Here is a 21,999-nt window from a genome sequence, read left to right as displayed (position 1 = left end):
GCGCCATCAACAACTGGGACTCCAACGCCACCAAGGGCATCCCGTCCAAGGGCCTGCTCCAGGTCATCGACCCCACGTTCAACACGTACCACGTGAGCGGCACCTCCAAGAACATCTACGACCCGGTCGCCAACATCACCGCCGCTGCCAACTACGCCGCCCACCGCTACGGCTCCATCGACCACGTCAACTCGGCCTACTGACCGGACGTGTCGGTATTGCGGCCGAACCCGGCCAGAACATGCCCCGGGCCCGGCCTTACGGACCCGCCCCCAGGTTGATCGGTCGATCCTGGAACGGGTGATCCCGAGGCCGGCCGCGTCACCGAGCTTTACTCGCCGATCGCGGCGAGCCTGGGCACGATGCGCGCGACGACCTGTTCGGCGAAGCTGACCGGGTGCCGGTCCGGCAGCACCTGGACCGCGCTGATGCCGAGCTCCGCGTAAGCCTCGACGTCGGCGAGAAACGCATCGGTCTCGTCCAGGACCGGCCTGCTGAACATCAGGGTCTTCTCGATGGCGTCGTAGTCGCGCCCCACCGCCGCGCAGTGCTCCCGCAGAACGTCGAGTTTGTGGGCCACCTCGTCGACGTCGGTGGCGAACAGGTTGCACGCGTCCGCGTACCGGGCGACCAGCCGCAGCGTCTTCTTCTCGCCCCCGCCGCCGATCATGATCGGCGGCCGCTCCCCGATCGGCTCCGGCACGCAGAGCGTCTCGGCCAGCTTGTAGTGCCGCCCCTCGTACGGGCCGTCGTCCTCGCTCCACATCTGCAGACAGATCTGGAGCGTCTCCTCGAGCCGCTCGAACCGCTCCGTCACCGGGACGACCGGCACCCCGAGCCCGCGCTGCTCCCGCTCGTACCAGGAGGCGCCGAGCCCGAGCACCGCCCGGCCGCCGGAGAGCACGTCGAGACTGGTGACGATCTTCGCGAGCAGGCCGGGGTGGCGGTACATCACGCCCGTGACCATCAGCCCGAGCGTCATCCGTTGGGTCAGCGCGGCCACGTACCCGAGGGTCGTGTACCCCTCCAGCATCGGTGCGTCGGCCGCGCTCTGCGGGGTCTCCATCTGGAAGTAGTGGTCCATCACCGTGAACGACGCGACCCCGCCCTGGTCGGCGATCCGCGCCGACTCGGCGAGCGTGGGCGCGATGAGCGCGGGGTCGGCCGGCTGCGAGTAGTTCCAGTAGTGCAGACCGAGCTTCACGTCCACTCCTCCACGCCGGACACCTTCGGCAACCTTGTGCAGTCCTCGTCACGTTAGGCGCATCCGGCCGTACAGGCATGGCCTGTACGGCCGGACGGGTGCCGGGGCCAAGGTGATGGCCGACGGCGGCCTTGCCGAACCGGGTGCCGTCAGCCCGCTGCCCGGCCGCGATGACCAGGGGCAGCGGGCGGCAGCGGCCCCTGGTCACACACCCTCCTGCACCACTCGCTCCTGCCTTACCTGGAGGCGACGGACGAGACCTTGACGCGGAGGATGATGAGCGGCAGTTTCCCGGAGGAGCGGCAGAGGCTCGCTCGCTCGTACCAACGCGATGCGAAGTCGGTACTCACGGACATCGCGTCGTGACGCTGCTGGTCATCCCGTTCGAGGCAGGCGCGTTCCCCGGAGCGGGTCAGACGGTCCTGTACGCGGAGGGACCGGCATCTCAGCTCGACACCGTACAGCTCGACAACTCGCACGGGCCCGTCTTCGTCTTCTCGGAAGCGCAGTTGGCGAAGTACCGGGCCCACCTGGACTGGATGGAGGGAATCGCGCTGCCGCCGAGCGAGTCGCGGGACTTCATCCACAACATCGCACGCCAACTCTGAAGGGATCACGGATGCCGGACGTCAACTGGGAAGACGCGTTCTGCGGCGAGGGGAACTCCTGCTACCGGATCGGAACCGATGAGCAGGGCAACAGCTACATCACCATCGCGGGCGCGGAGGAGCACTTCCTCACCGACAGCCGCGAGGCACTCCAGCAGATGATCCGCGACATCAAGGCCGGCGCCGCCGACCACCTGCTGTAACGCCGCAGGGCCCGGTACCGCGAGGTGGTCTCGGTACCGGGCTCGGCAAAGTGACGAGTACGCCGACACCACCCCTGGCATCCGTTGAACTGCTAACTCAACACGAAGCCAACGGCATTGACCTTGCAAGTCAAGCTCAGCGCCAGCGTTCGTTGGTGATGTTTCTGGCGGCGGCAGCTAGTTTCGTGATTGAGCGGTGGGCAGCGTTGACGGTGACGGTCTGGCGGGCGACGCGAGCGAGCGGAATGTCGCTGGCCGAGTCGGTGTAGAAGACTGCCTCCTCGGGAACGAAACCCATCGCGCGGACTGCGGCGAGTTTGGCTTCGCCGACGTTGTGGGTAGCCAGCCTCGGCCCCCGCTGGGCGAATTCGAGCCGGGAGGCGACCAGCGGGATGTTGTGCAGTCCGACGCTGTCCAGGAAGGCTCGCGCGAGGGTTGCTTCCGAAGCTGTCGCCACGACCGTCGAGCCCTGGAGGCGGGCCAGCCTGCACCTGGCGACGGCCTGCCCTACCACCGTTGTCCGGCCTGCCATGGTCTGACCTGTGGTGACGGCAAGTGCCTCGTATTCGTTTTGGGTCATCCCCCGCAAGGCGAGGGTCACGATCGCGCGGTTCATGGCTGGCCTCAGTGCGCCATCGGGGGGAGCTGCCTGGGCGAGCAGGAACGGTGCGCTCGCGGCAACGAGGCGATGGGGGCGGGCTGTCAGGCGGGTGGTGACCAGGGAAGCCATGGTGTCTTCCCTGGTCAGCACTCCGTCGAGGTCGAAGATCGAGGTCACGGCCCCGGTCGAGCTCACTGCAGGACCGCGTCGGCTTCCACCTCGACGAGGAGGTCCTTGGCGGCGAGGGCACCGACCTCCACGACGGCTGTGACGGGGCGGATGTCGCGGAAGATCTCGCCGTGGACGGCGCCCACAGCGTCGAAGTCGGCGATGTCCGTCAGGTAGATGCGTGTACGGACGACGTCGGCGAAGCCGGCGCCTGCCTCGGTGAGGGCTGTTTCGATGCGGGAGAAGATCTCGCGAACCTGGGCTGCTGCGTCGGCGCCGCCGACTGCGCCATCGGCTGACCCGGCAGTGGTGCCTGCGACGAAGACCTGGCTGCCGAGGCGGACGGCTCGGGAGTAGCCGAGGACGGGCTCGCGGGAGGAACCGGACGAGATGTTCTGGCGCCGGGACATGGTTCTCCTTGGTTTCGGTGGCTTGGTGGAGTCAGTCGGCGGGGCCGGCGGTCCTGTGGCCGACGTTCCGGCCGACCCTGCGCAGTAGCCCGGCAGGACGCGGAACATGCGGCCGGGAGCGAGCTGTCACCAAAGGCGCCGACAGGCGGCAGCGTCCTGCTGGCGCAGGCTCAGGGCCCCGGCAGGTTCTGAGGGGTCCGGCATCCGGTCATCCGGAGTGTCGTTCGGGGTGGACGCCTGAGCGCCCCCCTCGGCGAACCGTGACTGGCGGGCCTGCCGAGCCGGTCAGGCGACGATGATGCTGCCGCCAATCCTGCTGAGGGCAGCGCGCAGGTCGTCCGGGCACGGCCGGTCGGTAATGAGGGTGTCGAAGCCGTTCAGTCCGCAGACGCGGTGGGCGGCCGTGCGCCCGAACTTGCTGGAATCGGCCAGCACGTAGCGGTGGGAAGCGTTGGCAAGCATGGCGCGCTTCGTCGCGACTTCGTCGAGGTGGAAGTCGGTCAGGCCGTAGGGGGCGATGCCTCCGGACCCCAGGAAGACGACGTCCGCGCGCAGGTTGCTGAAAAACTCCACGGTCTGGGCGTTGTAGCAGGCCAGGTCGCCTGCGCGCAGCCGGCCGCCGCTGACCAGAATTTCGACGCGTGGGCGTGAACTCAGCTCGGCGGCCACGAGCAGGGAGGGGGTGGCGATGACGCCGACGTGATCGGCCGGCAGGGCGCGGGCCACTTCCAGTGCCGTGGTGCCGACATCGATGACAACCGTCTGGTTGGGCTCGATCAAGGCTGCCGCTGCCCGGCCGATCTCCTTCTTCTCGGCGAGGTATGCGTCTCGGCGCTCGCTGAAGGACGCTTCCTCCCCGACGGGTGCCTGGGAGGCAGTGGCTCCGCCGTGGACGCGGGTGAGATCGCCCCGTCGTTCGAGGAGGGCGAGGTCCCTGCGGACCGTCTCGTGGGAGACGTTCAGCAGTGTCGTGAGGTCCTCGGTGGTGACGAACTTGAGGCGGGCGATTTCAGCGACGATTCTGCGGTGGCGCTCGGCGGCAAGCACGCCCAACCCTCCCTGGGTGACTGTTTTTGTGGACCTGTGACTGCATTCTAGGACTCAGGCCATCCGGCTGAGGCTTCGGGTGTGATGCGGCAGCCGCGCCCGGCTCCTCCGATAGCTGTTCAGAGGGCCCTTGCCGCGCGCGGAAGTGCAGCTCGCGTTGCTGCGAGTGTTGCAGCGGAACGAACCCTTGACGACATTCGGGCAAAGGTCCACACTTTCCATTCGGGCAGAGGTCCACACTTTCAAGTGTCGACGGTCAATATCCCACGTAAACGGTCAGGCGGTTGCCGATGACCGTCGGCGGCAACGAGGTCACACGGACCACCGTGCTCTCGCAGCCACCCACAGACAGGCTCCAGCGCATCCTGAGGGGCGTGCCTACATGCCGACCACATCCGGTTCCTCCACCATCCACTGCCTTCCGCGGCGACGGCGGGGCACTCTGAAGCAGGGAAGCGATTCATGGCGCAAGTAGAGACAGACTCTCCGGGATCAAGATCAGCTGGGGGTCACGGGGCCGAGCCCAAACAGGAGATGGCGCGGGAGCTGGGCTGGTACGCCTCGTTCTCGGTGGCGTTCGGGTTCGTATCGATCGCGACGGGTATCTTCACGACCTACGGCGCGGTGCTGGCCACCTCCGGGCCGCGCGGCATCTGGGCCTGGCCGATCTCGGTGATCGGTCAGCTCTCCATCGCCCTTGTCTTCGGAGCCCTTGCGGCGCGCATCCCGATCAGCGGCTACTCCTATCAGTGGGTGTCGCGGATCGTCGGTCCCGTGTGGGGCTGGATCATGGGATGGATCTCTTTCGCGTTCCTCGGCGTTGTCGTGGTCGCCGTGGACTACACGATCGCCTCCACGATTCTTCCCGAGCTGCTGCACTATGTCGGAACGACGCAGAACGCCTGGGTCATCACGGCCGGCGTGATGCTGCTGCAGGCACTGCTGGTAGCCGCTTCGACGCGCGCCACGCACCGGGTCAACAATGTGGCTGTGACAGCGCAGCTCATCGGCATGATCACGCTGACCCTGCTGCTGTTCGCGGTGGGCTTCTTCACCGGCAAGCTCGACTTTGCGAACCTGTTCGAGACCGGGCCCGTGCCGGAGAGCGGCTACTACGCTCTGGGCGGTGGGACGCAGGCCGGCCCCTTCGCCCTGGCGTTCCTCCTGGGCGCGTTCACCATCGTCGGATTTGAGTCCGCGGCGAACCTGGCCGAGGAGACCAAGGACCCCGCCCGTGTCATCCCCAAGGCGATGGTCCAGGCCGTGCTCTCCCTGGGCGTTCTCGGTTTCCTCTTCCTGGTCGCCATCACCGCTGCGGCCGGCCGGGTCGACGGCGCCGCAGAGTCGGCCACCCCGGTGGCCACCGTGATCACCGCTGTGCTCGGCTCGGTCGTCGGGAAGAGCCTGCTGGTCCTCGTCGTGGTCGCGATCTTCTCCTGCGGACTGGTGATCACCCTCAGCGGCACTCGCCTGGTCTATGCGATGTCGAGGGACGAGCGTTTTCCCGGATGGCGTCTGCTGGGGCGCATCCACCCGCGGACCGCGACCCCGCTGAACGCCACCGTCTTCATGATGCTCATCGCGCAGATCATCCTCGCGGTCTTCTCAGGTTCCACCGACGCCCTCTTCCAGCTGTTCTCCGCGGCCACCCTGCTTCCCGCCGTCATCTACGCCGGTACGGTGGCGATGTACGCGGCCAAGCGACGCTCCCTGCCGCCGTCCCAAGGGTTCTCTCTGGGCCGGTGGGAGGTCCCGGTCCTCGTTCTCGCCGCCGTCTGGCTGGTATACGAACTGCTCATCTTCCGCGACGCCTCCTTCCGCGGACCCTGGATCTACGTTCTGGTGCTGTGCGGGATCGGCGCCGTCTACCTGGCCGTGCTCATCGCCCGGCGCGGCCGTGCCGCACTGACCATGCCGGACATGGCCGACGTCGACCGCGCCCTGGACAGCGCCACCACCCCCACCGGGGCCAGCACGGAAGGGAACTCGCGATGACTACGATCCTCGCCATCGACCAGGGCACTTCGGGCACCAAAGCCATCGTCGTCGACGCCGAAGACGGAACGGTCGCCATCGCCGAGGAAACTGTCCGCCCCACCTACCTGCCCGGCGGAGGTGTCGAACAGAATCCCCATGAGCTGCTCGACTCCGTCCTCACCGCCGGGCGCCGGGCCGTCAGCATGGCCGGCCGCCCGATCGACGGCGTGGCTCTGGCCAATCAAGGAGAAACTGTCCTGGCCTGGGACGAGGCCACAGGAACACCTCTGTCCCCGGCCATCGTCTGGCAGGACAGGCGCGCAGAGAGCATCTGTGCCGAGCTGGCCGAACACAGCGAGGCCATCGCCCAGCGCACTGGCCTCGTCCTTGACTCCTACTTCTCCGCGCCCAAGATGGCGTGGCTGCGCCGCAATCTCACCCGCGACGGGGTGGTGACCACCACCGACACCTGGCTCGTACACCATCTGACGGGCGAATTCGTCACTGACGCCTCCACCGCCAGCCGCTCCCTGATCTTCGACCTGGACAGCGCGTCCTGGGACGGGCAGCTCGCCGACTGGTTCTCACTCGGCGAGGAGCGGATGCCGCGCATCGTCGCCAGCGACGAGGTGGTCGGCACCACGCGTGCCTTCGGCCAGGAGACGCCGGTGGCAGGACTGATCGTCGACCAGCAGGCCGCCCTGGTCGCCGAGGCGTGCCTGGAACAAGGGACCGCCAAGTGTACGTACGGCACAGGCGCGTTTCTGCTGGCGAACACAGGACTGGATCCCGTGCGCTCCAGTGCGGGCCTGACGACGTCGGTGGCCTGGCAGGCCGCCGGGCAGACCCTGTACTGCGTGGACGGCCAGGTCTACACCGTGGCCTCGGCGGTGCGCTGGCTGCAGGACCTTGGTCTCCTCCAGTCCGCCACCGACCTCGACACGCTGGTCGCGGCGGACAGCGAGGGCGTCCTGTGCGTGCCGGCCTTCGCCGGTCTCGCCGCCCCCCGGTGGGCTCCCGAAGCAACCGCCTCCATCACCGGCATGACGCTGGCTACCCGCCGAGAACACCTGATCCTGGCCGTGCTCCAGGGCATTGCCGCGCAGGTAACCGAGCTGGCGGCCCTGGTCGGCCGCGACCTCGGCCGCCCCCTGAGCCGGCTGCGCGCGGACGGCGGCCTGACCAACTCCGCCGCCCTCATGCAGGCCCAGGCCGACATCGCCCAGCTCCCCGTCGACATCTACCCCAACGCACACGCCACCCCCCTCGGCGCCGCCGCACTCGCCCGCTGCGCACTCGACCCTGCAATCAGCCTCAAAGAGGCCGTCGGGGACTGGCAGCCGACGACCGTCTACGAACCCCGCTGGTCCGAGGACCGGGCCCAGGAGTTCCGCACCACATGGGCACAGGCCGCCGCGGCGTGTGCCGCCAAGGGAGACCACTCATGACCGCCACCCCCCACAGCCGCCACCGCGAAGTCTTTGACGTCGCGGTGATCGGAGGAGGCATCGTCGGCTCGGCTATCGCGCGCGAACTGGCCGGCTTCGAGCTTTCCGTGGCTTTGATCGAAGCCCGCGATGACGTGGGCGACGGCACCAGTAAAGCCAACACCGCGATCCTGCACACGGGCTTCGACGCCAAACCCGGCACGCTCGAATCGCGCCTGGTCGCCCGCGGCTACCACTTGCTGAGCGCCTACGCCAAAGCCACCGGCATCCCCGTGGAACACACCGGCGCCGTGCTGGTGGCCTGGAATCAGGAGGAACTCGACGCACTCCCGGGCCTGAAGAAGAAGGCCGAGGCCAATGGCTACGAGCACTGCAGGATCGTCGGCGCGGACGAGGTCTACCAGAGCCTTCCCGATCTCGGCGACGGCGCGCTCGGCGGCCTCACCGTCCCGGACGAGTCGATCATCTGCACCTGGACCACCAACCTCGCCCTGGCCACCGACGCCCAGCAGCGCGGCACGAGACTTCTGCTCCAGCACGCGGTGACCGGCGTCGACGCGGTCGGCGACGTCACCACCCTGCAGACCGCGAAGGGCGAGGTGAGGGCCCGCTGGGTCGTCAACGCCGCCGGGCTCGGGGCCGACCACATCGACCGGCTCTTCGGCCACGACCGCTTCACTGTCACCCCCCGGCGTGGCGAGCTGTTCGTCTTCGACAAGCTGACGCGCCCGATGGTCAACAAGATCGTCCTGCCCGTTCCCTCCTCCCTCGGCAAGGGAGTCCTGATCTCCCCGACCATCTACGGCAATGTCATGCTCGGCCCCACCGCCGAGGACCTCACAGACCGCACCAACACCGCAACGTCCGAGGACGGCTACGATTTCCTCCTCACCAAGGGCGAACGCCTCATGCCGCGTCTGCTGGCCGAGGAAGTCACCGCCAGCTACGCCGGACTGCGCGCCGCGATCGACCACCCCGACTACCTCATCGAGGCCACCCCCGAGCAGCGCTACCTCCTGGTCGGAGGCATCCGCTCCACCGGCCTGACCGCCGGGATCGCCATCGCCGAACACGTCCGCGGTCTCCTGGAAGAAGCCGGGCTGGCCCTCCGCAGCCGCAGAGACCTGCCCGCCCCGCCGCAGATGCCGAACATCGGCGAAGCCGCCACGCGCCCCTACCAGGACGCCGAACTCATCGCCTCGGACCCCGCCTACGGCACCATCGTCTGCTTCTGCGAGCGCGTCACCGAAGGCGAGATCCGCGACGCCTGCCACGCGCCCGTGCCCGCACACAGTCTCGAAGGACTGCGCCGCCGCACCCGGTCCATGAACGGCCGCTGCCAGGGCTTCTTCTGCGGCGCAGCCGTAGCGGCCCTGCACACCCAGCACCACACCGACGACGGCTGCAGCAGCCAGCACAAGGACAACCGATGACCTACCAGCTGCCCCTCATCAAACCCGATGTCCTCATCATCGGAGGCGGACCCGCAGGACTCACCGCAGCCGCCGAACTCGCCGACCGCCGTGCCGGGCACATCCTCGTCGTCGACCGCGAGCACACCGCCGGTGGCATCCCCCGCCACAGCGACCACACCGGCTACGGCCTGCGCGACCTGCACCGCGTGATGTCCGGCCCCGCCTACGCCCGCCACCTCGTGGACCGCGCCACGCAGGCCGGGGCCGAGATCCGGACCAACACCATGGTCACCGGCTGGGCAGACGAGCACACCCTCGACGTCACCAGCCCCGACGGCCGCTACCAGATCCGCCCGCGGGCCATCGTGCTGGCCACCGGCGCACGCGAGCGCCCCCGCACTGCACGCCGCATCCCCGGTGACCGCCCCCACGGCGTCTACACCACCGGACAACTCCAAAACCTCGTCCACCTCCACCACCAGCCCGTCGGTAAGCGAGCCGTCATCGTCGGAGGCGAACTCGTCAGCTGGTCCGCGGCCCTCACCCTCCGCGAGGCAGGCTGCACCCCCGCGCTCATGATCAGCCAGTACCCGAAGGCAGAGTCCTACGGCGCCTTCAACGCGGCCGGCCGCACCGTACTACGCGTCCCCGTCGCGACCCGCAGCCGCGTCACCCAGGTCATCGGCAAGGGCCGCTGCCAGGCCGTCGAGATCGAGCACCTCGACACCGGCAAGCGCCGCACTGTCGAATGCGACACCGTCGTCTTCACCGGCGACTGGATCCCCGACCACGAACTCGTCCGCGCCGCCGGCATCACCCTCGACGACGGCACCCTCGGCCCTCTCACCGACACCGCCCTGCGCACCAGCCGCCTCGGCGTCTTCGCCGCCGGCAACTTGCTCCACCCCGTCGACACCGCCGACGTCGCCGCCCTCGACGGCAAACACGTCGCCCAGCAGGTCATCAACCACCTGCACGGTCGGCGCAGGCCGGCCGAGGGCGTACGGCTGACCGTCGGCGCCCCCTTCCGCTGGGTCGCCCCGCAGATTCTGCGCCCCAACGACCCGGCTCCGGCCCGCGGCCGGCTCCTGTTGTGGTCCGACGAGTACGTCCGGTTCCCCAGGGTCGCCGTTCGCCAGGACGGGCGCGTCGTCACCCGCCGCACCCTCGCCTGGCCCGCAGCCCCCGGCCGCGTCTTCCGCGTCCCCTCCACCATCCTGGACGGGATCTCCCGCATCGGGGGCACCGTGCACATCAGCCTCGCCTGACAACCTCGCAGGCGACTGTGGACCGGCCGCCGCGCTCATACCTCTCCTCCTCGACGGCCGGAAAGACACGAGCGCGGCGGCTGCTGCGTACTTGACCGCTGGGGAGCGTAGATCCAGCGTGGCGACGTCTGCTCTACAGCGACCACCGCTCGGTCCGGCTGAGGACCCGTCCTACATTTCAGCTGAGGGTTCGAGCCGGTCATTCGCAGGATCGGTGAGGCCCGGGGGTTCCAGATATGGCTATGAACCCGTTGCCGTTCGATGGCTTTACGACGGCCTCCCTTCCGTGGCCCCTCGCGGAGCAAGTGCCCGCGCTCCTCGCGCCGGTCAGCGCGGCAACGCCACCCAGGACTTGGTGCCCGCGTGCGGCGGCATCGCGTCGCAGACACCCCACTCCCCACCCCAGTCGTCCACGACCGCAGCCAGCAGCCACAGCGCCCGCCGGCGCCGTGCCTCGCAGAGCGTGACGGCGTCCGGGTCGCAGTGGCGCGGATGCTGGTCCCAGACGACGATCCGGAGCGCGTTGTCGCGGTGCCGCGCGGAGACGTACAACTCCTCGCCCGGGGTCATGGTGGTGGTGACGCCGACCAGTTCGCTCACCACGAGCGCGGCCGGCCAGATGTACGGAGTAAGCCCGTACGCGCGCAGCGAGGCCGTGACCGTGTTGCGTCCGATCGCCGCGCTCCGCGGATCACCGGGAAGAGTGAGGCTGAGCGCGAGCCCACGCTCGGAGCGGCGCCTCGGGTACGCGGTCGCGTACGGATACGGGTCGGGTGCGGGCTCCTCGGTGGCTACCGGGCAGAGCGCGGCGCGCGGAGATTGCGGCATGACTGACTCCCCTTGTACGGGTGGCGAGTTGGCGGTCTCTCTATCGCGTCGATGCGCACAGGTGGCTCGTGCGCTGCTGAATGAGCGGTGGCTTGTCTCCCTGGCGCGGGCCGCCCCTCCCAGGGCAGGAGGCTGCGGGCAGGACCGCGCGATGCACTTCCGACTCATCGCAACGTGAGCAGTGCGTTACTGACTGTAGGGGGCTAAGGGTCATATTGGCCACCCAATCCTGTAAATTTGAATCCCTACGTGGCCCAAGGCGCCCTTTACACGGCAGACTTCGCCGGGAAGGCCACGGAAGGACTGACATGGCAGCGCGAACGTCCCCGACCGAACGTCAGCGGCGTCTGGGGAGCGAACTCCGGAAGATGCGCATCACAGCCGATGTCTCTGCCGAGACCGCGGCCAGACTGCTCGGTGTCGACCGTTCCCGGCTCTCCAACATCGAGCAGGGGCTCCGCGCCATCAGCGACCACCGGCTGCGCACGCTCGCCGACGCCTGCGGCTGCACGGACCAGACGTACGTGGACGCCTTGGCCGACATGGCCCGCCCTGCGCGCCGCGGATGGTGGGAACGCTACCGGCCCACCCTCCCCAGCGGTCTCCTGGACATCGCCGAATTGGAAGCCCACGCCCTGCGCATGCGGACGGCGCACTCCGTCCATATCCCGGGGATCCTCCAGACCAGCGACCACGCCCTCGCCGTATTCCGTGTCGTCGTCCCCGCACTCCCGAAGCACGAGGTCGCCCTACGCCTGGCCCACCGCGTGGAACGCCAGCAGGTCCTCGACGGCATGTCGGCACCGGAGTACGTCGGCGTAATTCACGAGGCTGCCCTCCGCATGCAGTTCGGCGGACGGAAGGTAGCGCGGGCCCAGCTCGAACACCTCCTCGCCACGTCGGAACGCCGCCACATCACCCTGCGCGTAACCCCGTTCGAGGCGGGCGCCTTTCCCGGTGCGGGGCAGACCGTGAACTACTCCGAAGGCCCTGTGCCCCAGCTGGACACGGTGCAGGTGGACAGCACCCACGGGCCCGAATTCCTTTACGGGGAAGCACAACTGGCCAAGTACCGTTCACATCTCGATTGGATGGAACGGATTGCGCTGCCGCCCGAGCAGTCACGGGATTTCATCCAGGACATCGCACGTCACCTCTGAGGGGAGTCTCCGTGCACGGCATCACATGGGAAGAACCGTTCTGTGGTGAGGGAGCCAGCTGCTACCGGATCGGAACCGACGAGCAGGGCAACAGCTACATCACCATCGCGGGCGCGGAGGAGCACTTCCTCACCGACAGCCGCGAGGCACTCCAGCAGATGATCCGCGACATCAAGGCCGGCGCCGCCGACCACCTGCTGTGACGCCGCACGGCCCGGCACCCCGACGTGGTCGCGGTACCGGGCTGTAGGGGCTCGCGGGTGGCGGCACTGCCCCCTTGAAGGCATGTCATGTGGCCACTGATCCGGGTGAAGACAGGTGGCCCCAACTGGCAATACCGGCAACGCCTACGCACTGTCCGCGTCGAAGTGAATCAGAGACTTGATGAAAGAGATGGGGCGGCCTCGTCCGGGTGGAAGCCCTGGTGATCAAGAGCCCGGCCTCCCTGGCCGCAGAACGGTTCATGACATCCTGTGACGTCACAGGATGCCGAACGGTAAGGGCGGGCGTCCGGGGTTGCGGGGAAGATCGATGAAGCTCTGCTTTCTGGTGGAGGAGCAATACCGCCACGACGGCATGCCGGTTGAGGTGATCCGTCAACTGACCTCCTGGGGGCACCAGGTGGACGTGCTGCGGCCGGGCGGTTCCCTGCTGCGCATGACTGAGGCGGTGCAGGCGAGCACCCATGACGCGTGGGTTCTCAAGACGGTCTCCGGCGGCCCAGGGCTCACCTTGCTCGAAGCCGCAGCCTCGGCCGGGATGACGACGGTCAACGACGCCCGGTCGATACGAGGTGTACGGGACAAGGCGCTGGCAGCAGCTATTGGTCGCAGCCGTGGGCTTCCTCTGCCGCCGACCTACGCGGCGGCGCGGCCTGAGCTGCTGGCCGAGATTCCGGCGTCGGAGTACCCACTGGTGGTCAAGCCCGCCGACGGCAGCTCTGGGCGGGCCGTGCACCTGGTGTCGTCGCCGGACCGGCTCGCCACGATGATCCCCGAGCTGGTGGGAGAGGGAATGCTCATCGCCCAGCCGTATGTGACCAACTCGGGCATCGACGTCAAGGTGTACAGCGTCGGCGGCGAACTGTACGCGACAGAACGCCGCTCTCCGCTCCACCCGGACCGCTCGGTGCGGGAACGCCGCGTGCCGCTGTCGGCCGAGGTGGCCGCGATAGCTGCCCAGGTCGGGGTGGTCTACGGCCTCGATCTGTATGGTGTGGACGTAGTGCTGGGGCCGGATGGACCCGTGGTCGTCGATGTGAACGACTTCCCCAGCTTCCGTCAGGTCCCTGACGCGGCGGCGCGGGTGGCACGAGCCGTGCTCGGGCTGGCCCGTACAGGCCAGGCGTCCGGCGCGGCCGAGCCGGTCTCCGCCCGTCCGCTGGAACAGCACGACGCGGCCGGCGGGACGCCGTTGACACTCCGCCCACACCCAGTGCAGGTTCCCGTGGCGGCGGGCAAGAACGTATGAGAATCGTCCTGATCACGCCCGATCCCGGTCATCCGCTGCTGGTCGACACCGCCGCCCTGCTCACCCCCGGGCATCAAGTGGAGACGCTGGACCCGAGAACAGTGGCAGAAGTCCCCGATCCCCTCGCCGGCGTCTACCTGCTGAAGTCGCGTACGCCACGGGCCCTGGCTCTCGCCCGCGCCCTGGAGCAGCGCGGCGCCTGCGTGGTGAACTCGGCTGCGGCGACCGCGCTGTGCCAGGACCGCACAGCGATGGCGGAACATGCCCGGCGGGCCGGCCTCCCGTTCGCGGCCACCCGCACCTTCACCACACTCGCTCAACTGGCGTCCGGCCCACCGCTCCCCGGCCCAGTGGTGGTCAAGAGCCGCCACAGCCGAAGGCACGACCTGGTGACCCGCCTCGACAGCGACACACAACTGCGGGAACTCGCCGCCACATGCCCACAGGAGCCGGTCGTGGTCCAGGAGTTCGCACCGAACAGCGGCTGGGACCACAAACTGTGGGCGATCGGAGACCAGCTCTTCGCCGCCCTGCGCCGTTCCGAACTCTCGCCCGAGGGGCGGGGCCCCACACTGCCGCTCGCCCCCGATGACCTGCCGCCCGGCTGGCCCGCCCTGGTGCGCCGGGTCGGCGAGGTCTTCGCACTGGACGTCTACGGCGTGGACATCATCGACACGGGCGACGGCGCCCCACTGATCGTGGACATAAACGCCTTCCCCGGAGTCCGGGGTCAGTCCGGCGCCCCGGAGGCCCTGGCGGCACTGGCCCTGTCCAGAACCAACCGGTCATCGGCTGCCCGCACACAGCGGGTTTAGCTTGATCCACCGATCTGAGCCTGGATCCACCGCGTGAATTCTGATCGTCGGTTTCGGGTGGGTTCAGGGTGATCTTCCGGTGGGTGGGCAGCATGAGGCGCCGGGTGACCGTCCGGTGCGGGGTCTCCGAGGTTCTCCCGGGTCGTGGGCGGGCGGGTCGGGCCGCGTGGTTCAGGTGATCAGGCGCTGACCGGTCGCTGTCCACGGGGCGGCGAAATCGTGCTCCCATCGCCAGTGTTGCGGCGGGTGGAGCGTGAAGCGGCGGGCACCTCGTCCGTCATGTCGCTCGGATACCGGCGCAGTCGGCGCCCCGGCGCGATCGCCCCGAACTGGTGGACGTAGCAGTCACACTCCGGAGTGACCGCAGTGGACTCGCCGACGGCGTCGGTAGTGAACTGGCGCGGGAACGGGCCTCCCGGCGAGATCGGTCGTCTTCAACCGCGTCTCTACCGAGAGGCCCGTTCTTTCATGCGCATCCCGCAAGCGGCACCCTTGAGCGAATGATCACCCGCGGTGGTTACCTCGAACACCGCTCGGTTGGCCACAACGCTCTGAGGTTCTGCCAAGAAATTTGAGACCCTACACAAGCCCTGTGCGTACGTAACTTGGTCAGGAAGCGCCGCCGCGCGGGAAGGAGACCTCCACGCGCCGGTTCTTCTTCCGGCCCTCTTCCGTGCTGTTGTCGGCGATCGGGTACTGCTCGCCGTAACCGCGGATCTCGAAGGTGATCGTCGATCCGAGCGACTCGACCAGCTCGCCGTGCACCGCATCGGCACGCTGCTTGGACAGCACGTCGCCGTGTGCGGAGGACCCGAGATTGTCGGTGAAGCCGAAGACGCGCACCTTGGTGGCGTTCTGCTTCTTGATCTCGGCTGCGACCGCTGCGATACGGGACTTGGCTGCGGCGCTCAGTTTCGCGCTGTCCTTGCCGAAGAGGACCTCCGCCTGGAGCGCGAACTTGATGCTGGCGTTGCTGTCCTCGCGGCGCTCTTCGCCGCCCATGTCCTCGACGACCTGGATGATGTCGAGGACTTTGGCGGGGGCGAGCGTGGCCCCCTCGGCCATTTTGAGATCGGGGTCGTTGCCGTCCACCTGGACGGGCGGCACCGACGACGCTTCGGTGCCGGGCGGCACGCTGGGGCCGTCATCAGCCAGTGCCGTCGTCGCGCCGAAGACGGTAGTGCCGGCCAGCAGTACCGCTACAGCGATGGCACGTCCTGCGACATGGCGTTGCCCGCGCCGTGAACGAACGCATTTCATGTCGGCCATCACCCAGAAATCTTCAGCGAGGCAGTGGCAAACGTCGGCAGCGTGAAGTCAACCTCAGTGCTGGTGGCGGGAGGAGCCGGGAACTGCATGAAGACAGAGACCGACTTTCCGGCCGGAATCGCTGTCAGCCCGGTGGTGCAGAGGCATCGCCCATCCGTGTCCCGAAGGATGTAGTAGCGCTTCTTGCCGACCTTGTCCACAAGTGTCGCGCCTGCTACAGAATTCGGATTCTTGACCACGATAGTTTTCTCGTTGCCCGACCACTGGCCGCCACTCTGAATACTGTCCCCGTCATTCTTGATCACGCCGCTGACAGTAACGAACCCGCCACTGTCGCGCTTTACCTCATTGACGACAAGAGTCAGCCCATCGCGACCATTGACCTGAGCGAGTTTCACATTCGGGTCCACATTGTCACCGGCAGCCGTGTCCTCCTGCTTTGCGCCCTTGTCCTCTTCCGAGGGCTTGGACGGAGTAGAGGATGGCGACGAACCAGCTTCATTGGTCTTTCCGCCACCGCCATCAGCGCCGCAGCCAACGGCAGTCAGGGCCATTGCTGCCGCCAGCGAGACGGCTGCCACAGCCCTTCGGGATCTGGTGGAGCGCCGAATGCTCATGGGTTCTGAATCCTTTACTCGTCGTTCGCCATCAATTGTCGACCAGGTGCACGTCGTAGAGAATCTTGCTCACCTCGGACCAGGGCGGGGGGCTGCTTGGCGCGATTTCAACCGTCCCGGCGTCCCCGCACGGGAATATGTACAAGTCCTGGACACCGTCATCGTTGAAGTCCAGGGCCTTCCACCCGCGGCAGCGGAACTCGACAATGGCAGTTGCCGTGGCGTGCGCAAACTTCCTCTTCGTGCCGGGAATCACCGACGAGTCCACCGGTTTACGGCCCTTGACCTCGACCTTGATCCGGTCTCGATAGCCACCGAGCGTCCGCCAACAGTGCCTGACCTTCGCCTGATTCGATGCGGCAAATCCGTAAGCCGCACGACACCCCATAACCGGGTGGACCTGAAGGAACTGCTCCAGCATGTTCCCGGGGAGCGACGCGAGGAACGGGACCTCAAAGTCCTCACGAGTCTGTTGAGCGGCAGCCAGCGCGGCAGCATCCGCCGCCCCCTGGGCTCCATTACGCAAAGCCGCGGCCTTGCCGACAGCAAAGAATGCGAACACGAGGAAGAGCAGACCCGCCACCATCACTACGTAGATGGGGAAGGCCTGCCCTGCATCGCGGCGACTGCGCTCGGTCACGTGCCCGAGGTGATGGAGGTCACAAGGCCATCGATCCGCTCCGAGATGTTGCCACCGATGCCCGTGGCCATGATCGCGCCGATGATCGCCACGACCACCAGGATGATGCCCAGGTACTCGAACGCCGTCTGACCGCGGTCCTTGGCCGCGTAACGCTTCTGGATCGCGCTGACCGCGGTGTTGGCCCAGCCGTTGACGCGGACGGCGGTCTTCAGGGTGATGTCCGACATGGTGTTCCCCTCCGGGTTCGGCCGACCGGTAGCCGGCCGACTCGCACGTTTCTTTGGTGTCGCCAGCGGTTCCGGCTTCCTCCTGGCCGGAGCCGCTGGCGACATGAGAAACATACGGCGGCACACCCTGAACGCCGGAGGGTCCCAGGGCCCATTCCCGGGCCCAAAGCATCAGTTGGGCCTGGGTCGGCTCGTGCTGGGCCCCACGTCCCATGCGTAAGACCACGATCCCGCTGCCGTTCTCGCTTCCCCGCTCAGCCATGGTGACCACCAGCCCCACGCGCCCCCGGTGCCGCCGCGGGGGCCGTGCCGAGCCAGCGGGCGATGGCCTCACTGCGGCTGACACTGTGCAACTTGGTGAAGATGCGGTTGATGTGGTTCTTGACCGTCTTCTCGCTGATGAAGCAGGTGGCGGCAATCTGCTGATTGCTCATGCCGGACGCGATCAGCTCCATGACCTCCACCTCCCGTGAACTCAGACCGTACTGCCGCCTGTTGGGGATAGCACCCAGCCCCTCGGTCACGGAAGACTGTGTCACAACTGGTTGCAGATGCGAAAGACCCTGTGATGGCCGGACCTGTCGCGCCGCAGGTGGAGACGGTTCCGGCTTGGGTGCATGTGCAGGCGCACCGTGTTGCTGTACGGAACTCGGGGCGTGGCCGTCGTAGCCGGCCCCCGAGTACGGAACGCCCGTGGTCAGGGCGGCGCCGAGCCCCTCCGGAAGCGGTCGTCCCTGTGGGCCGTGCCCCTGCCTCATGTGGGCGAGGAGGGCGTTGGCCGCGGTCGCGGTGAAGTGAGCGCGACCGCTCTTGGTGTCCCGCACGGCCTGCACCAACTGGTTGGCCGTGAACTCGCCATGGACCAGGTATCCGCCCGCGCCCAGGCGCAGCGTCTCGTGGACGATCTCGCTCTCACGGCTGTAGGTCAGCATCATGACCGGCGCGACCTGTACGAGGTGGGGCAGGGCGGAGATGCCGTCGACGCCAGGCATGCGGACATCGAGCAGGACGACGTCCGGGCGGTGCAGAACGGCCATGTCATAGGCCTGGCGGCCGTCCGCGGCCTCCGCGACGACCTCGATGTCGTCGCGGCCGGAGAGCAGGACGCCCAGGCCGGCCCGGACCACGGGGTTGTCGTCGGCGACGACGACCCGCAGGGGGCTGGGGAGTGCCATGGGCGGGGCTGCGGGGAAGGGAGGTGTGACCTCGGATGCCGCGGGCTGCTGGGGGACGGGGAACCCGAAGGAGCTGGGCTCCGAGTTGAGCGGGGTGATGTGCGAGGACGTGTGCTGGGAGGTGTGGTTCTGTGCCGCCCAGTTCTGGCCCGAAGCGCGGGAGACATCGTCCGGCATTCTGCGACCTCCTCTCAGGATCTATGGGGGGTGAGGTGGAGTGGAGCGGGTCAGTTCACTTGCTGTGTTTCTGGACCGGCGACGAGAGCGGCCACCGGGAGTTCCAGGCGTACTTCGGTGCCCTTGGCCGCCTTGCCCTTGCCGATGCGGATGCGGGCGCCGATGGACGCGGCGCGTTCGACCATGCCGACGAGACCGAAGTGCCCGGCGCGCCTGAGGTCGTCGAGCGTCGTGCCCGGGGGCAGGCCGCGTCCGTCGTCGTACACGCTGACACGCAGGAAATCGCCCTTCACGCCTGCGAGCACGACGAGATAGGTGGGGTGGGCATGGCGATGGGCGTTCTCCATCGCTTCGGAGGCGACCGTGAGCAGCTGGCGGGCGACCACCTGCGGCACGGACGGGACCGGGGCCTCGTTGAGCATCCGGAAGGTGGCCGTGAGTCCGTGGCGGCGGGTGAAGTCATCCGCGCGGGCGCGGAGCTCGCTGACGACGTCCACTCCCCCGTCGAGTCCGGACTCACGGCGCAGGTCGGAGAGGAGTTCCCGCGACTCCGCCGCCGCCCGGCGGGCGGAGCGGGCGACCAGTTCGGCCTGGTGCTTGACGGTGAGCGGATCCATCCGGTCGGAGGAGCTGGCCAGACCGTCGGCGGCCAGCGCCAGACCGTGCAGGGTCTTGGCCACCGAGTCGTGCATCTCCCGGGCGAGCCGGGTGCGCTCGCCCTCCACCGCCTCGTTCACCGCGAGCCGTGCCCTGGTCTCGGTGAGCGCCTGGCTGGCCGTGCCGAAGCGGAGGAGCAAGTTGCGCAGGGTGACTCCGACCGCGCCCGCGATCACACAGAAGCCGGGAAGGAGTAGCGCCGTGGCGTCAGCGGACTGCAGTTTCGGGTCGGTGCCGTACACGCCGAGGACGATGACGATCTGGAGTGCGGTGAAGACCGCCGCGCCGCGCCAGCCGTAGACGAGGCCGGCCAGCAGGGGAGTGCACACGGTGACGTACGCGAGGGTGGACTCGGGGCTGGCGGTGATCAGCAACAGGGCGCCGAAGAAGGCGTCTATGCCGAGCAGCCAGGGGTGACGCAGGAGGACGGGGCCGAAGCGTTCCCAGTCGCGGAACAGGACGTACGAGCCCATGAAGGTGACGAGGATGGCCGAGCCGATCAGCCAGGAGGCCAGTCCCTTCGCGGTGTGGTCGATCGCAAACGGTGTGGCCATGGCGATCATCGCGAGCCGGAAGCCGAAGACCTGGCGACACATCGCCTGGAGCGCGTTCAGCTGGATCGCGAACGCCGGGCGTGAACCGGGATCGGCGATCGCTTGACGCACCTCGGCATTCAGTCCGGACTGGATGCCGCCGATTTGGAACGACATGAGCCTGTCACCTCCCTCCGACCGTCCTGCCCACCGTCCGCCTCGTTCACGTCATCCGCCCGTGAGGAAGCCGAAGTCGATGTTGGCTCCGTAGACGAAGCCGACCGTCAGCAGCACCAGGGTTCCGGGAAGCAGGAAGGTCGTGACCGCGAAGGTCGCCTTGGGGACGGCCCTGGCCGCCTTGCGGCGGGCGTTCTGGGCGTCGGTGCGCCGCATGTCGTTGGCGATCTGGATCAGCGTCTCGACGATCGGCGCACCCAGCTCCTCGCCCTGCTGGAGCGTGGTCACGAACATCGCGACCTGTTCCGAGTCGTTGCGCTTGCGCAGCTGCTCGAACGCCTCGCGGCGGCTGACACCCATGTCCATCTGGCGCAATGTGATGCGGAGCTCGTCGGCCCAGGGGCCTTCGTACTTCTCCGCGACGCGGCCGAGCGCCTGGCGGAAGCCGAGTCCCGCGGAGACGACGACGGCGAGGACGTCGAGGAAGTCGGGGAGCGTCCGGTCGATGTGGTCGCGGCGGACACGGACCGCCGACCAGATGCCGACCTCGACCCAGAACACGCCGAAGGCGATCAGCAACAGGGCCAGGAAGATCTGGCCGCGCAGGAGCATGGTGAAGGCGCCGAACACGCCGAGGCCGCCGTAGACGGCTCGGCGGGCGGCGTAGCGGTCGATCGTCAGACCGCCAGGGTTGCCCGCCAGGTCGATCTGGCGGCGCTTCTTGTTGACGGCCTTGGGTCCCATCATCCGCAGGACCGCCGGGGCCCAGCGCATGCCGAGCCGGTCGATACCGGAACCGACCGCGCTGGTGCGGGTAGAACCGACTTCCAGAGCGATCGCGAGGTCGCCGGGGAGCTTCGCGTCGCGCCGGTACATGCGGATACCGGCGATGGCTCCGTACACCGCGAGACCCATGACGCCTGCGAGCAGCAGGTCCATGTGCGCGCCGCCCATCAGACGTCGATCCGGGACATGCGGCGGATCACGATGAATCCGATCGCGTACAGAGCGATGGAGATGACCACCGCGACCTGGCCGATGAAGGCGCCGGTCATGCGGTCGAGTGCGCCGGGCATGACGGCGTTCATCAGGAGCATGGCGCCCAGGCCGAACATCGGGACGGCATAGGCGGTGACCGTCACCTGGGACAGCTGGGTCTTGACCTCGCGCCGGGTCTCCTTGCGCTCCTCCAGCGTCTCGGTGAGGTTGCGCAGGGAGCTGACGACCGTACCGCCGGCCCGGTTGGACAGCACGAGGGTGGTGACGAGGACGACGAGTTCGCGGGAGGGCAGTCGGTCGGTCAGCTCACTCATCGCGTCTTCGAGGGGTTCACCGACGGCGAGGCGTCGGGAGACCCGGGCCAGTTCCTCGCCCGCCGGATCCTCCATCTCGTCGGCCGCCATGCTGATGGAGGTACGCAGCGCGAGGCCTGCCTGGGTGGCGTTGGCAAGGATACGGGCGAGTTCGGGGAGCTGGTTGATGAAGCGTTCGGTGCGTTTGGTCCGCTGCCAGTTCAGGAACGCGTTGGTGCCCCAGAGACCGATGAGCGCGGCAACCGGACCGAAGAAGCTGGCGAGCATGGACGAGGCGATCATCCACAGTCCGGCCATGACGAGGAGCGAGTAGACGAAGAATTCACCCGGGGTGAGATCCAGGCCGGTGGCGGCCAGCTTCAGTTCGAGCTTCCGGCCCAGACCGGTCTTACGCAGCCTGCGGTCGACACCCCGGAAGCGGCGGTGGCGCCCAGTTTCCGGGATATGGCTGGTGTGCGAGAGGCGGTCCACCAGGGCGTCCCGGTCGGCCTTCCCGCCGGAGTAGGCGTGCAGGCCCATGACGCCCGTCACGCCGCAGAGCAGCGTGACGCCGATCGTGAGAAGAGGAAGATTTGTCATGGCACAGGTA

24 protein-coding genes are annotated in these 21,999 nt (G+C 68.0%); 11 read left to right on the top strand and 13 right to left on the bottom strand.

Going from position 1 to position 21,999, the window contains the following annotated elements:
- Positions 1-203, top strand: a 203-nt coding sequence (locus tag ACWD6R_RS19590) for a transglycosylase SLT domain-containing protein (RefSeq protein WP_451819831.1), incomplete at its 5' end; no start/stop codon positions are given.
- A gap of 128 nt (positions 204-331) precedes the next feature.
- On the opposite strand, the gene ACWD6R_RS19585 is transcribed toward ACWD6R_RS19590, so the two are convergent.
- Entirely contained in the window at positions 332-1,204 is an 873-nt protein-coding gene (locus ACWD6R_RS19585) for an LLM class F420-dependent oxidoreductase (protein WP_451819830.1), read from the bottom strand.
- A 362-nt stretch (positions 1,205-1,566) separates the two neighbouring features.
- On the opposite strand from ACWD6R_RS19585, the gene ACWD6R_RS19580 reads away from it, so the two are divergent.
- Both ACWD6R_RS19580 and ACWD6R_RS19575 read left to right on the top strand, forming a co-directional pair.
- Complete coding sequence (locus ACWD6R_RS19580; RefSeq protein ID WP_451819829.1) at positions 1,567-1,812, top strand: Scr1 family TA system antitoxin-like transcriptional regulator; 246 nt, start codon at positions 1,567-1,569, stop codon at positions 1,810-1,812.
- Between the two features lie 11 nt (positions 1,813-1,823).
- Positions 1,824-2,015 carry a hypothetical protein gene (locus ACWD6R_RS19575; RefSeq protein WP_327244608.1) on the top strand — a complete coding sequence of 64 codons (192 nt, stop codon included), beginning with the start codon at positions 1,824-1,826 and terminating at the stop codon, positions 2,013-2,015.
- 136 nt (positions 2,016-2,151) lie between these two features.
- Here the strand turns inward: ACWD6R_RS19575 and ACWD6R_RS19570 are convergent, their stop codons facing one another.
- From ACWD6R_RS19570 to ACWD6R_RS19560, 3 genes are all read right to left on the bottom strand, one after another.
- Positions 2,152-2,793, bottom strand: coding sequence for a haloacid dehalogenase-like hydrolase (locus ACWD6R_RS19570; protein WP_451819828.1), 642 nt, complete (start codon positions 2,791-2,793; stop codon positions 2,152-2,154).
- 14 nt (positions 2,794-2,807) lie between these two features.
- A complete protein-coding gene (locus tag ACWD6R_RS19565) occupies positions 2,808-3,194 on the bottom strand; it encodes a RidA family protein (RefSeq protein WP_451819827.1) in 387 nt (128 codons plus the stop codon).
- Between the two features lie 285 nt (positions 3,195-3,479).
- Positions 3,480-4,241 (bottom strand): DeoR/GlpR family DNA-binding transcription regulator, encoded by a 762-nt coding sequence (locus tag ACWD6R_RS19560; RefSeq protein WP_451819826.1) that lies wholly within the window; start codon positions 4,239-4,241, stop codon positions 3,480-3,482.
- Between the two features lie 534 nt (positions 4,242-4,775).
- Here ACWD6R_RS19560 and ACWD6R_RS19555 point away from each other — a divergent pair.
- From ACWD6R_RS19555 to ACWD6R_RS19540, 4 genes are read left to right on the top strand one after another with little or no spacing between them, the layout of a single operon-like run.
- On the top strand, positions 4,776-6,236 hold the full coding sequence (locus tag ACWD6R_RS19555; RefSeq protein ID WP_451819825.1) for an APC family permease: 1,461 nt from the start codon (positions 4,776-4,778) through the stop codon (positions 6,234-6,236).
- Positions 6,233-7,666, top strand: coding sequence for an FGGY family carbohydrate kinase (locus tag ACWD6R_RS19550; protein WP_451819824.1), 1,434 nt, complete (start codon positions 6,233-6,235; stop codon positions 7,664-7,666). Before ACWD6R_RS19555 ends, ACWD6R_RS19550 begins: the two co-directional genes overlap by 4 nt.
- Positions 7,663-9,099: an FAD-dependent oxidoreductase gene (locus ACWD6R_RS19545; protein ID WP_451819823.1), complete on the top strand. Its 1,437-nt coding sequence runs from the start codon at positions 7,663-7,665 to the stop codon at positions 9,097-9,099. Before ACWD6R_RS19550 ends, ACWD6R_RS19545 begins: the two co-directional genes overlap by 4 nt.
- Complete coding sequence (locus ACWD6R_RS19540; RefSeq protein ID WP_451819822.1) at positions 9,096-10,349, top strand: NAD(P)/FAD-dependent oxidoreductase; 1,254 nt, start codon at positions 9,096-9,098, stop codon at positions 10,347-10,349. Before ACWD6R_RS19545 ends, ACWD6R_RS19540 begins: the two co-directional genes overlap by 4 nt.
- 327 nt (positions 10,350-10,676) lie before the next feature.
- Here ACWD6R_RS19540 and ACWD6R_RS19535 read toward each other — a convergent pair whose 3' ends face one another.
- Positions 10,677-11,177, bottom strand: coding sequence for an ATP-binding protein (locus ACWD6R_RS19535; RefSeq protein ID WP_451819821.1), 501 nt, complete (start codon positions 11,175-11,177; stop codon positions 10,677-10,679).
- 308 nt (positions 11,178-11,485) lie between these two features.
- On the opposite strand from ACWD6R_RS19535, the gene ACWD6R_RS19530 reads away from it, so the two are divergent.
- The 4 genes from ACWD6R_RS19530 (at position 11,486) to ACWD6R_RS19515 (ending at position 14,622) form a co-directional block, all read left to right on the top strand.
- Positions 11,486-12,337 (top strand): helix-turn-helix domain-containing protein, encoded by an 852-nt coding sequence (locus ACWD6R_RS19530; RefSeq protein WP_451819820.1) that lies wholly within the window; start codon positions 11,486-11,488, stop codon positions 12,335-12,337.
- An 11-nt stretch (positions 12,338-12,348) separates the two neighbouring features.
- The gene (locus ACWD6R_RS19525) at positions 12,349-12,540 is read left to right on the top strand and encodes a hypothetical protein (RefSeq protein WP_451819819.1); all 192 of its coding nucleotides are present in this window, start codon (positions 12,349-12,351) and stop codon (positions 12,538-12,540) included.
- Positions 12,541-12,868: 328 nt separating this feature from the next.
- Positions 12,869-13,807, top strand: coding sequence for an ATP-grasp domain-containing protein (locus ACWD6R_RS19520; protein ID WP_451819818.1), 939 nt, complete (start codon positions 12,869-12,871; stop codon positions 13,805-13,807).
- Positions 13,804-14,622 carry an ATP-grasp domain-containing protein gene (locus tag ACWD6R_RS19515; protein ID WP_451819817.1) on the top strand — a complete coding sequence of 273 codons (819 nt, stop codon included), beginning with the start codon at positions 13,804-13,806 and terminating at the stop codon, positions 14,620-14,622. The genes ACWD6R_RS19520 and ACWD6R_RS19515 overlap by 4 nt, the downstream gene beginning before the upstream one ends.
- 609 nt (positions 14,623-15,231) lie before the next feature.
- Here the strand turns inward: ACWD6R_RS19515 and ACWD6R_RS19510 are convergent.
- The 8 genes from ACWD6R_RS19510 to ACWD6R_RS19475 all read right to left on the bottom strand — a co-directional run bounded on the left by ACWD6R_RS19510 (position 15,232) and on the right by ACWD6R_RS19475 (position 21,989).
- A complete protein-coding gene (locus ACWD6R_RS19510; RefSeq protein WP_451819816.1) occupies positions 15,232-15,882 on the bottom strand; it encodes an OmpA family protein in 651 nt (216 codons plus the stop codon).
- 8 nt (positions 15,883-15,890) lie between these two features.
- Positions 15,891-16,508 (bottom strand): hypothetical protein, encoded by a 618-nt coding sequence (locus ACWD6R_RS19505; protein ID WP_451819815.1) that lies wholly within the window; start codon positions 16,506-16,508, stop codon positions 15,891-15,893.
- A 31-nt stretch (positions 16,509-16,539) separates the two neighbouring features.
- On the bottom strand, positions 16,540-17,148 hold the full coding sequence (locus ACWD6R_RS19500; protein WP_451819814.1) for a pilus assembly protein TadG-related protein: 609 nt from the start codon (positions 17,146-17,148) through the stop codon (positions 16,540-16,542).
- Complete coding sequence (locus ACWD6R_RS19495) at positions 17,145-17,378, bottom strand: hypothetical protein (protein ID WP_451819813.1); 234 nt, start codon at positions 17,376-17,378, stop codon at positions 17,145-17,147. The genes ACWD6R_RS19500 and ACWD6R_RS19495 overlap by 4 nt, the downstream gene beginning before the upstream one ends.
- A gap of 254 nt (positions 17,379-17,632) precedes the next feature.
- Positions 17,633-18,730 (bottom strand): response regulator, encoded by a 1,098-nt coding sequence (locus ACWD6R_RS19490; protein WP_451819812.1) that lies wholly within the window; start codon positions 18,728-18,730, stop codon positions 17,633-17,635.
- 50 nt (positions 18,731-18,780) lie between these two features.
- On the bottom strand, positions 18,781-20,097 hold the full coding sequence (locus ACWD6R_RS19485; protein ID WP_451819811.1) for a sensor histidine kinase: 1,317 nt from the start codon (positions 20,095-20,097) through the stop codon (positions 18,781-18,783).
- Between the two features lie 51 nt (positions 20,098-20,148).
- The gene (locus tag ACWD6R_RS19480; protein WP_451819835.1) at positions 20,149-21,036 is read right to left on the bottom strand and encodes a DUF5936 domain-containing protein; all 888 of its coding nucleotides are present in this window, start codon (positions 21,034-21,036) and stop codon (positions 20,149-20,151) included.
- 14 nt (positions 21,037-21,050) lie between these two features.
- On the bottom strand, positions 21,051-21,989 hold the full coding sequence (locus tag ACWD6R_RS19475; protein WP_451819810.1) for a type II secretion system F family protein: 939 nt from the start codon (positions 21,987-21,989) through the stop codon (positions 21,051-21,053).
- Positions 21,990-21,999 lie beyond the last annotated feature (10 nt).

This window comes from Streptomyces sp. NPDC005151, assembly GCF_053599875.1.
Note: the sequence above shows the minus strand (reverse complement) of the source record. Positions and strands in the feature narration are given on the sequence as shown.

What these genes read in the sequence shown, in the direction of transcription:
- ACWD6R_RS19490 (WP_451819812.1), bottom strand. Translation starts at nt 18,730, where the DNA reads ATGCCGGACGATGTCTCCCGCGCTTCGGGCCAGAACTGGGCGGCACAG.
- ACWD6R_RS19505 (WP_451819815.1), bottom strand. Translation starts at nt 16,508, where the DNA reads ATGAGCATTCGGCGCTCCACCAGATCCCGAAGGGCTGTGGCAGCCGTC.
- ACWD6R_RS19540 (WP_451819822.1), top strand. Translation starts at nt 9,096, where the DNA reads ATGACCTACCAGCTGCCCCTCATCAAACCCGATGTCCTCATCATCGGA.
- ACWD6R_RS19555 (WP_451819825.1), top strand. Translation starts at nt 4,776, where the DNA reads ATGGCGCGGGAGCTGGGCTGGTACGCCTCGTTCTCGGTGGCGTTCGGG.
- ACWD6R_RS19475 (WP_451819810.1), bottom strand. Translation starts at nt 21,989, where the DNA reads ATGACAAATCTTCCTCTTCTCACGATCGGCGTCACGCTGCTCTGCGGC.
- ACWD6R_RS19565 (WP_451819827.1), bottom strand. Translation starts at nt 3,194, where the DNA reads ATGTCCCGGCGCCAGAACATCTCGTCCGGTTCCTCCCGCGAGCCCGTC.
- ACWD6R_RS19575 (WP_327244608.1), top strand. Translation starts at nt 1,824, where the DNA reads ATGCCGGACGTCAACTGGGAAGACGCGTTCTGCGGCGAGGGGAACTCC.
- ACWD6R_RS19535 (WP_451819821.1), bottom strand. Translation starts at nt 11,177, where the DNA reads ATGCCGCAATCTCCGCGCGCCGCGCTCTGCCCGGTAGCCACCGAGGAG.
- ACWD6R_RS19480 (WP_451819835.1), bottom strand. Translation starts at nt 21,036, where the DNA reads ATGGACCTGCTGCTCGCAGGCGTCATGGGTCTCGCGGTGTACGGAGCC.
- ACWD6R_RS19510 (WP_451819816.1), bottom strand. Translation starts at nt 15,882, where the DNA reads ATGAAATGCGTTCGTTCACGGCGCGGGCAACGCCATGTCGCAGGACGT.
- ACWD6R_RS19530 (WP_451819820.1), top strand. Translation starts at nt 11,486, where the DNA reads ATGGCAGCGCGAACGTCCCCGACCGAACGTCAGCGGCGTCTGGGGAGC.
- ACWD6R_RS19550 (WP_451819824.1), top strand. Translation starts at nt 6,233, where the DNA reads ATGACTACGATCCTCGCCATCGACCAGGGCACTTCGGGCACCAAAGCC.
- ACWD6R_RS19485 (WP_451819811.1), bottom strand. Translation starts at nt 20,097, where the DNA reads ATGTCGTTCCAAATCGGCGGCATCCAGTCCGGACTGAATGCCGAGGTG.
- ACWD6R_RS19545 (WP_451819823.1), top strand. Translation starts at nt 7,663, where the DNA reads ATGACCGCCACCCCCCACAGCCGCCACCGCGAAGTCTTTGACGTCGCG.
- ACWD6R_RS19520 (WP_451819818.1), top strand. Translation starts at nt 12,869, where the DNA reads ATGAAGCTCTGCTTTCTGGTGGAGGAGCAATACCGCCACGACGGCATG.
- ACWD6R_RS19515 (WP_451819817.1), top strand. Translation starts at nt 13,804, where the DNA reads ATGAGAATCGTCCTGATCACGCCCGATCCCGGTCATCCGCTGCTGGTC.
- ACWD6R_RS19495 (WP_451819813.1), bottom strand. Translation starts at nt 17,378, where the DNA reads ATGTCGGACATCACCCTGAAGACCGCCGTCCGCGTCAACGGCTGGGCC.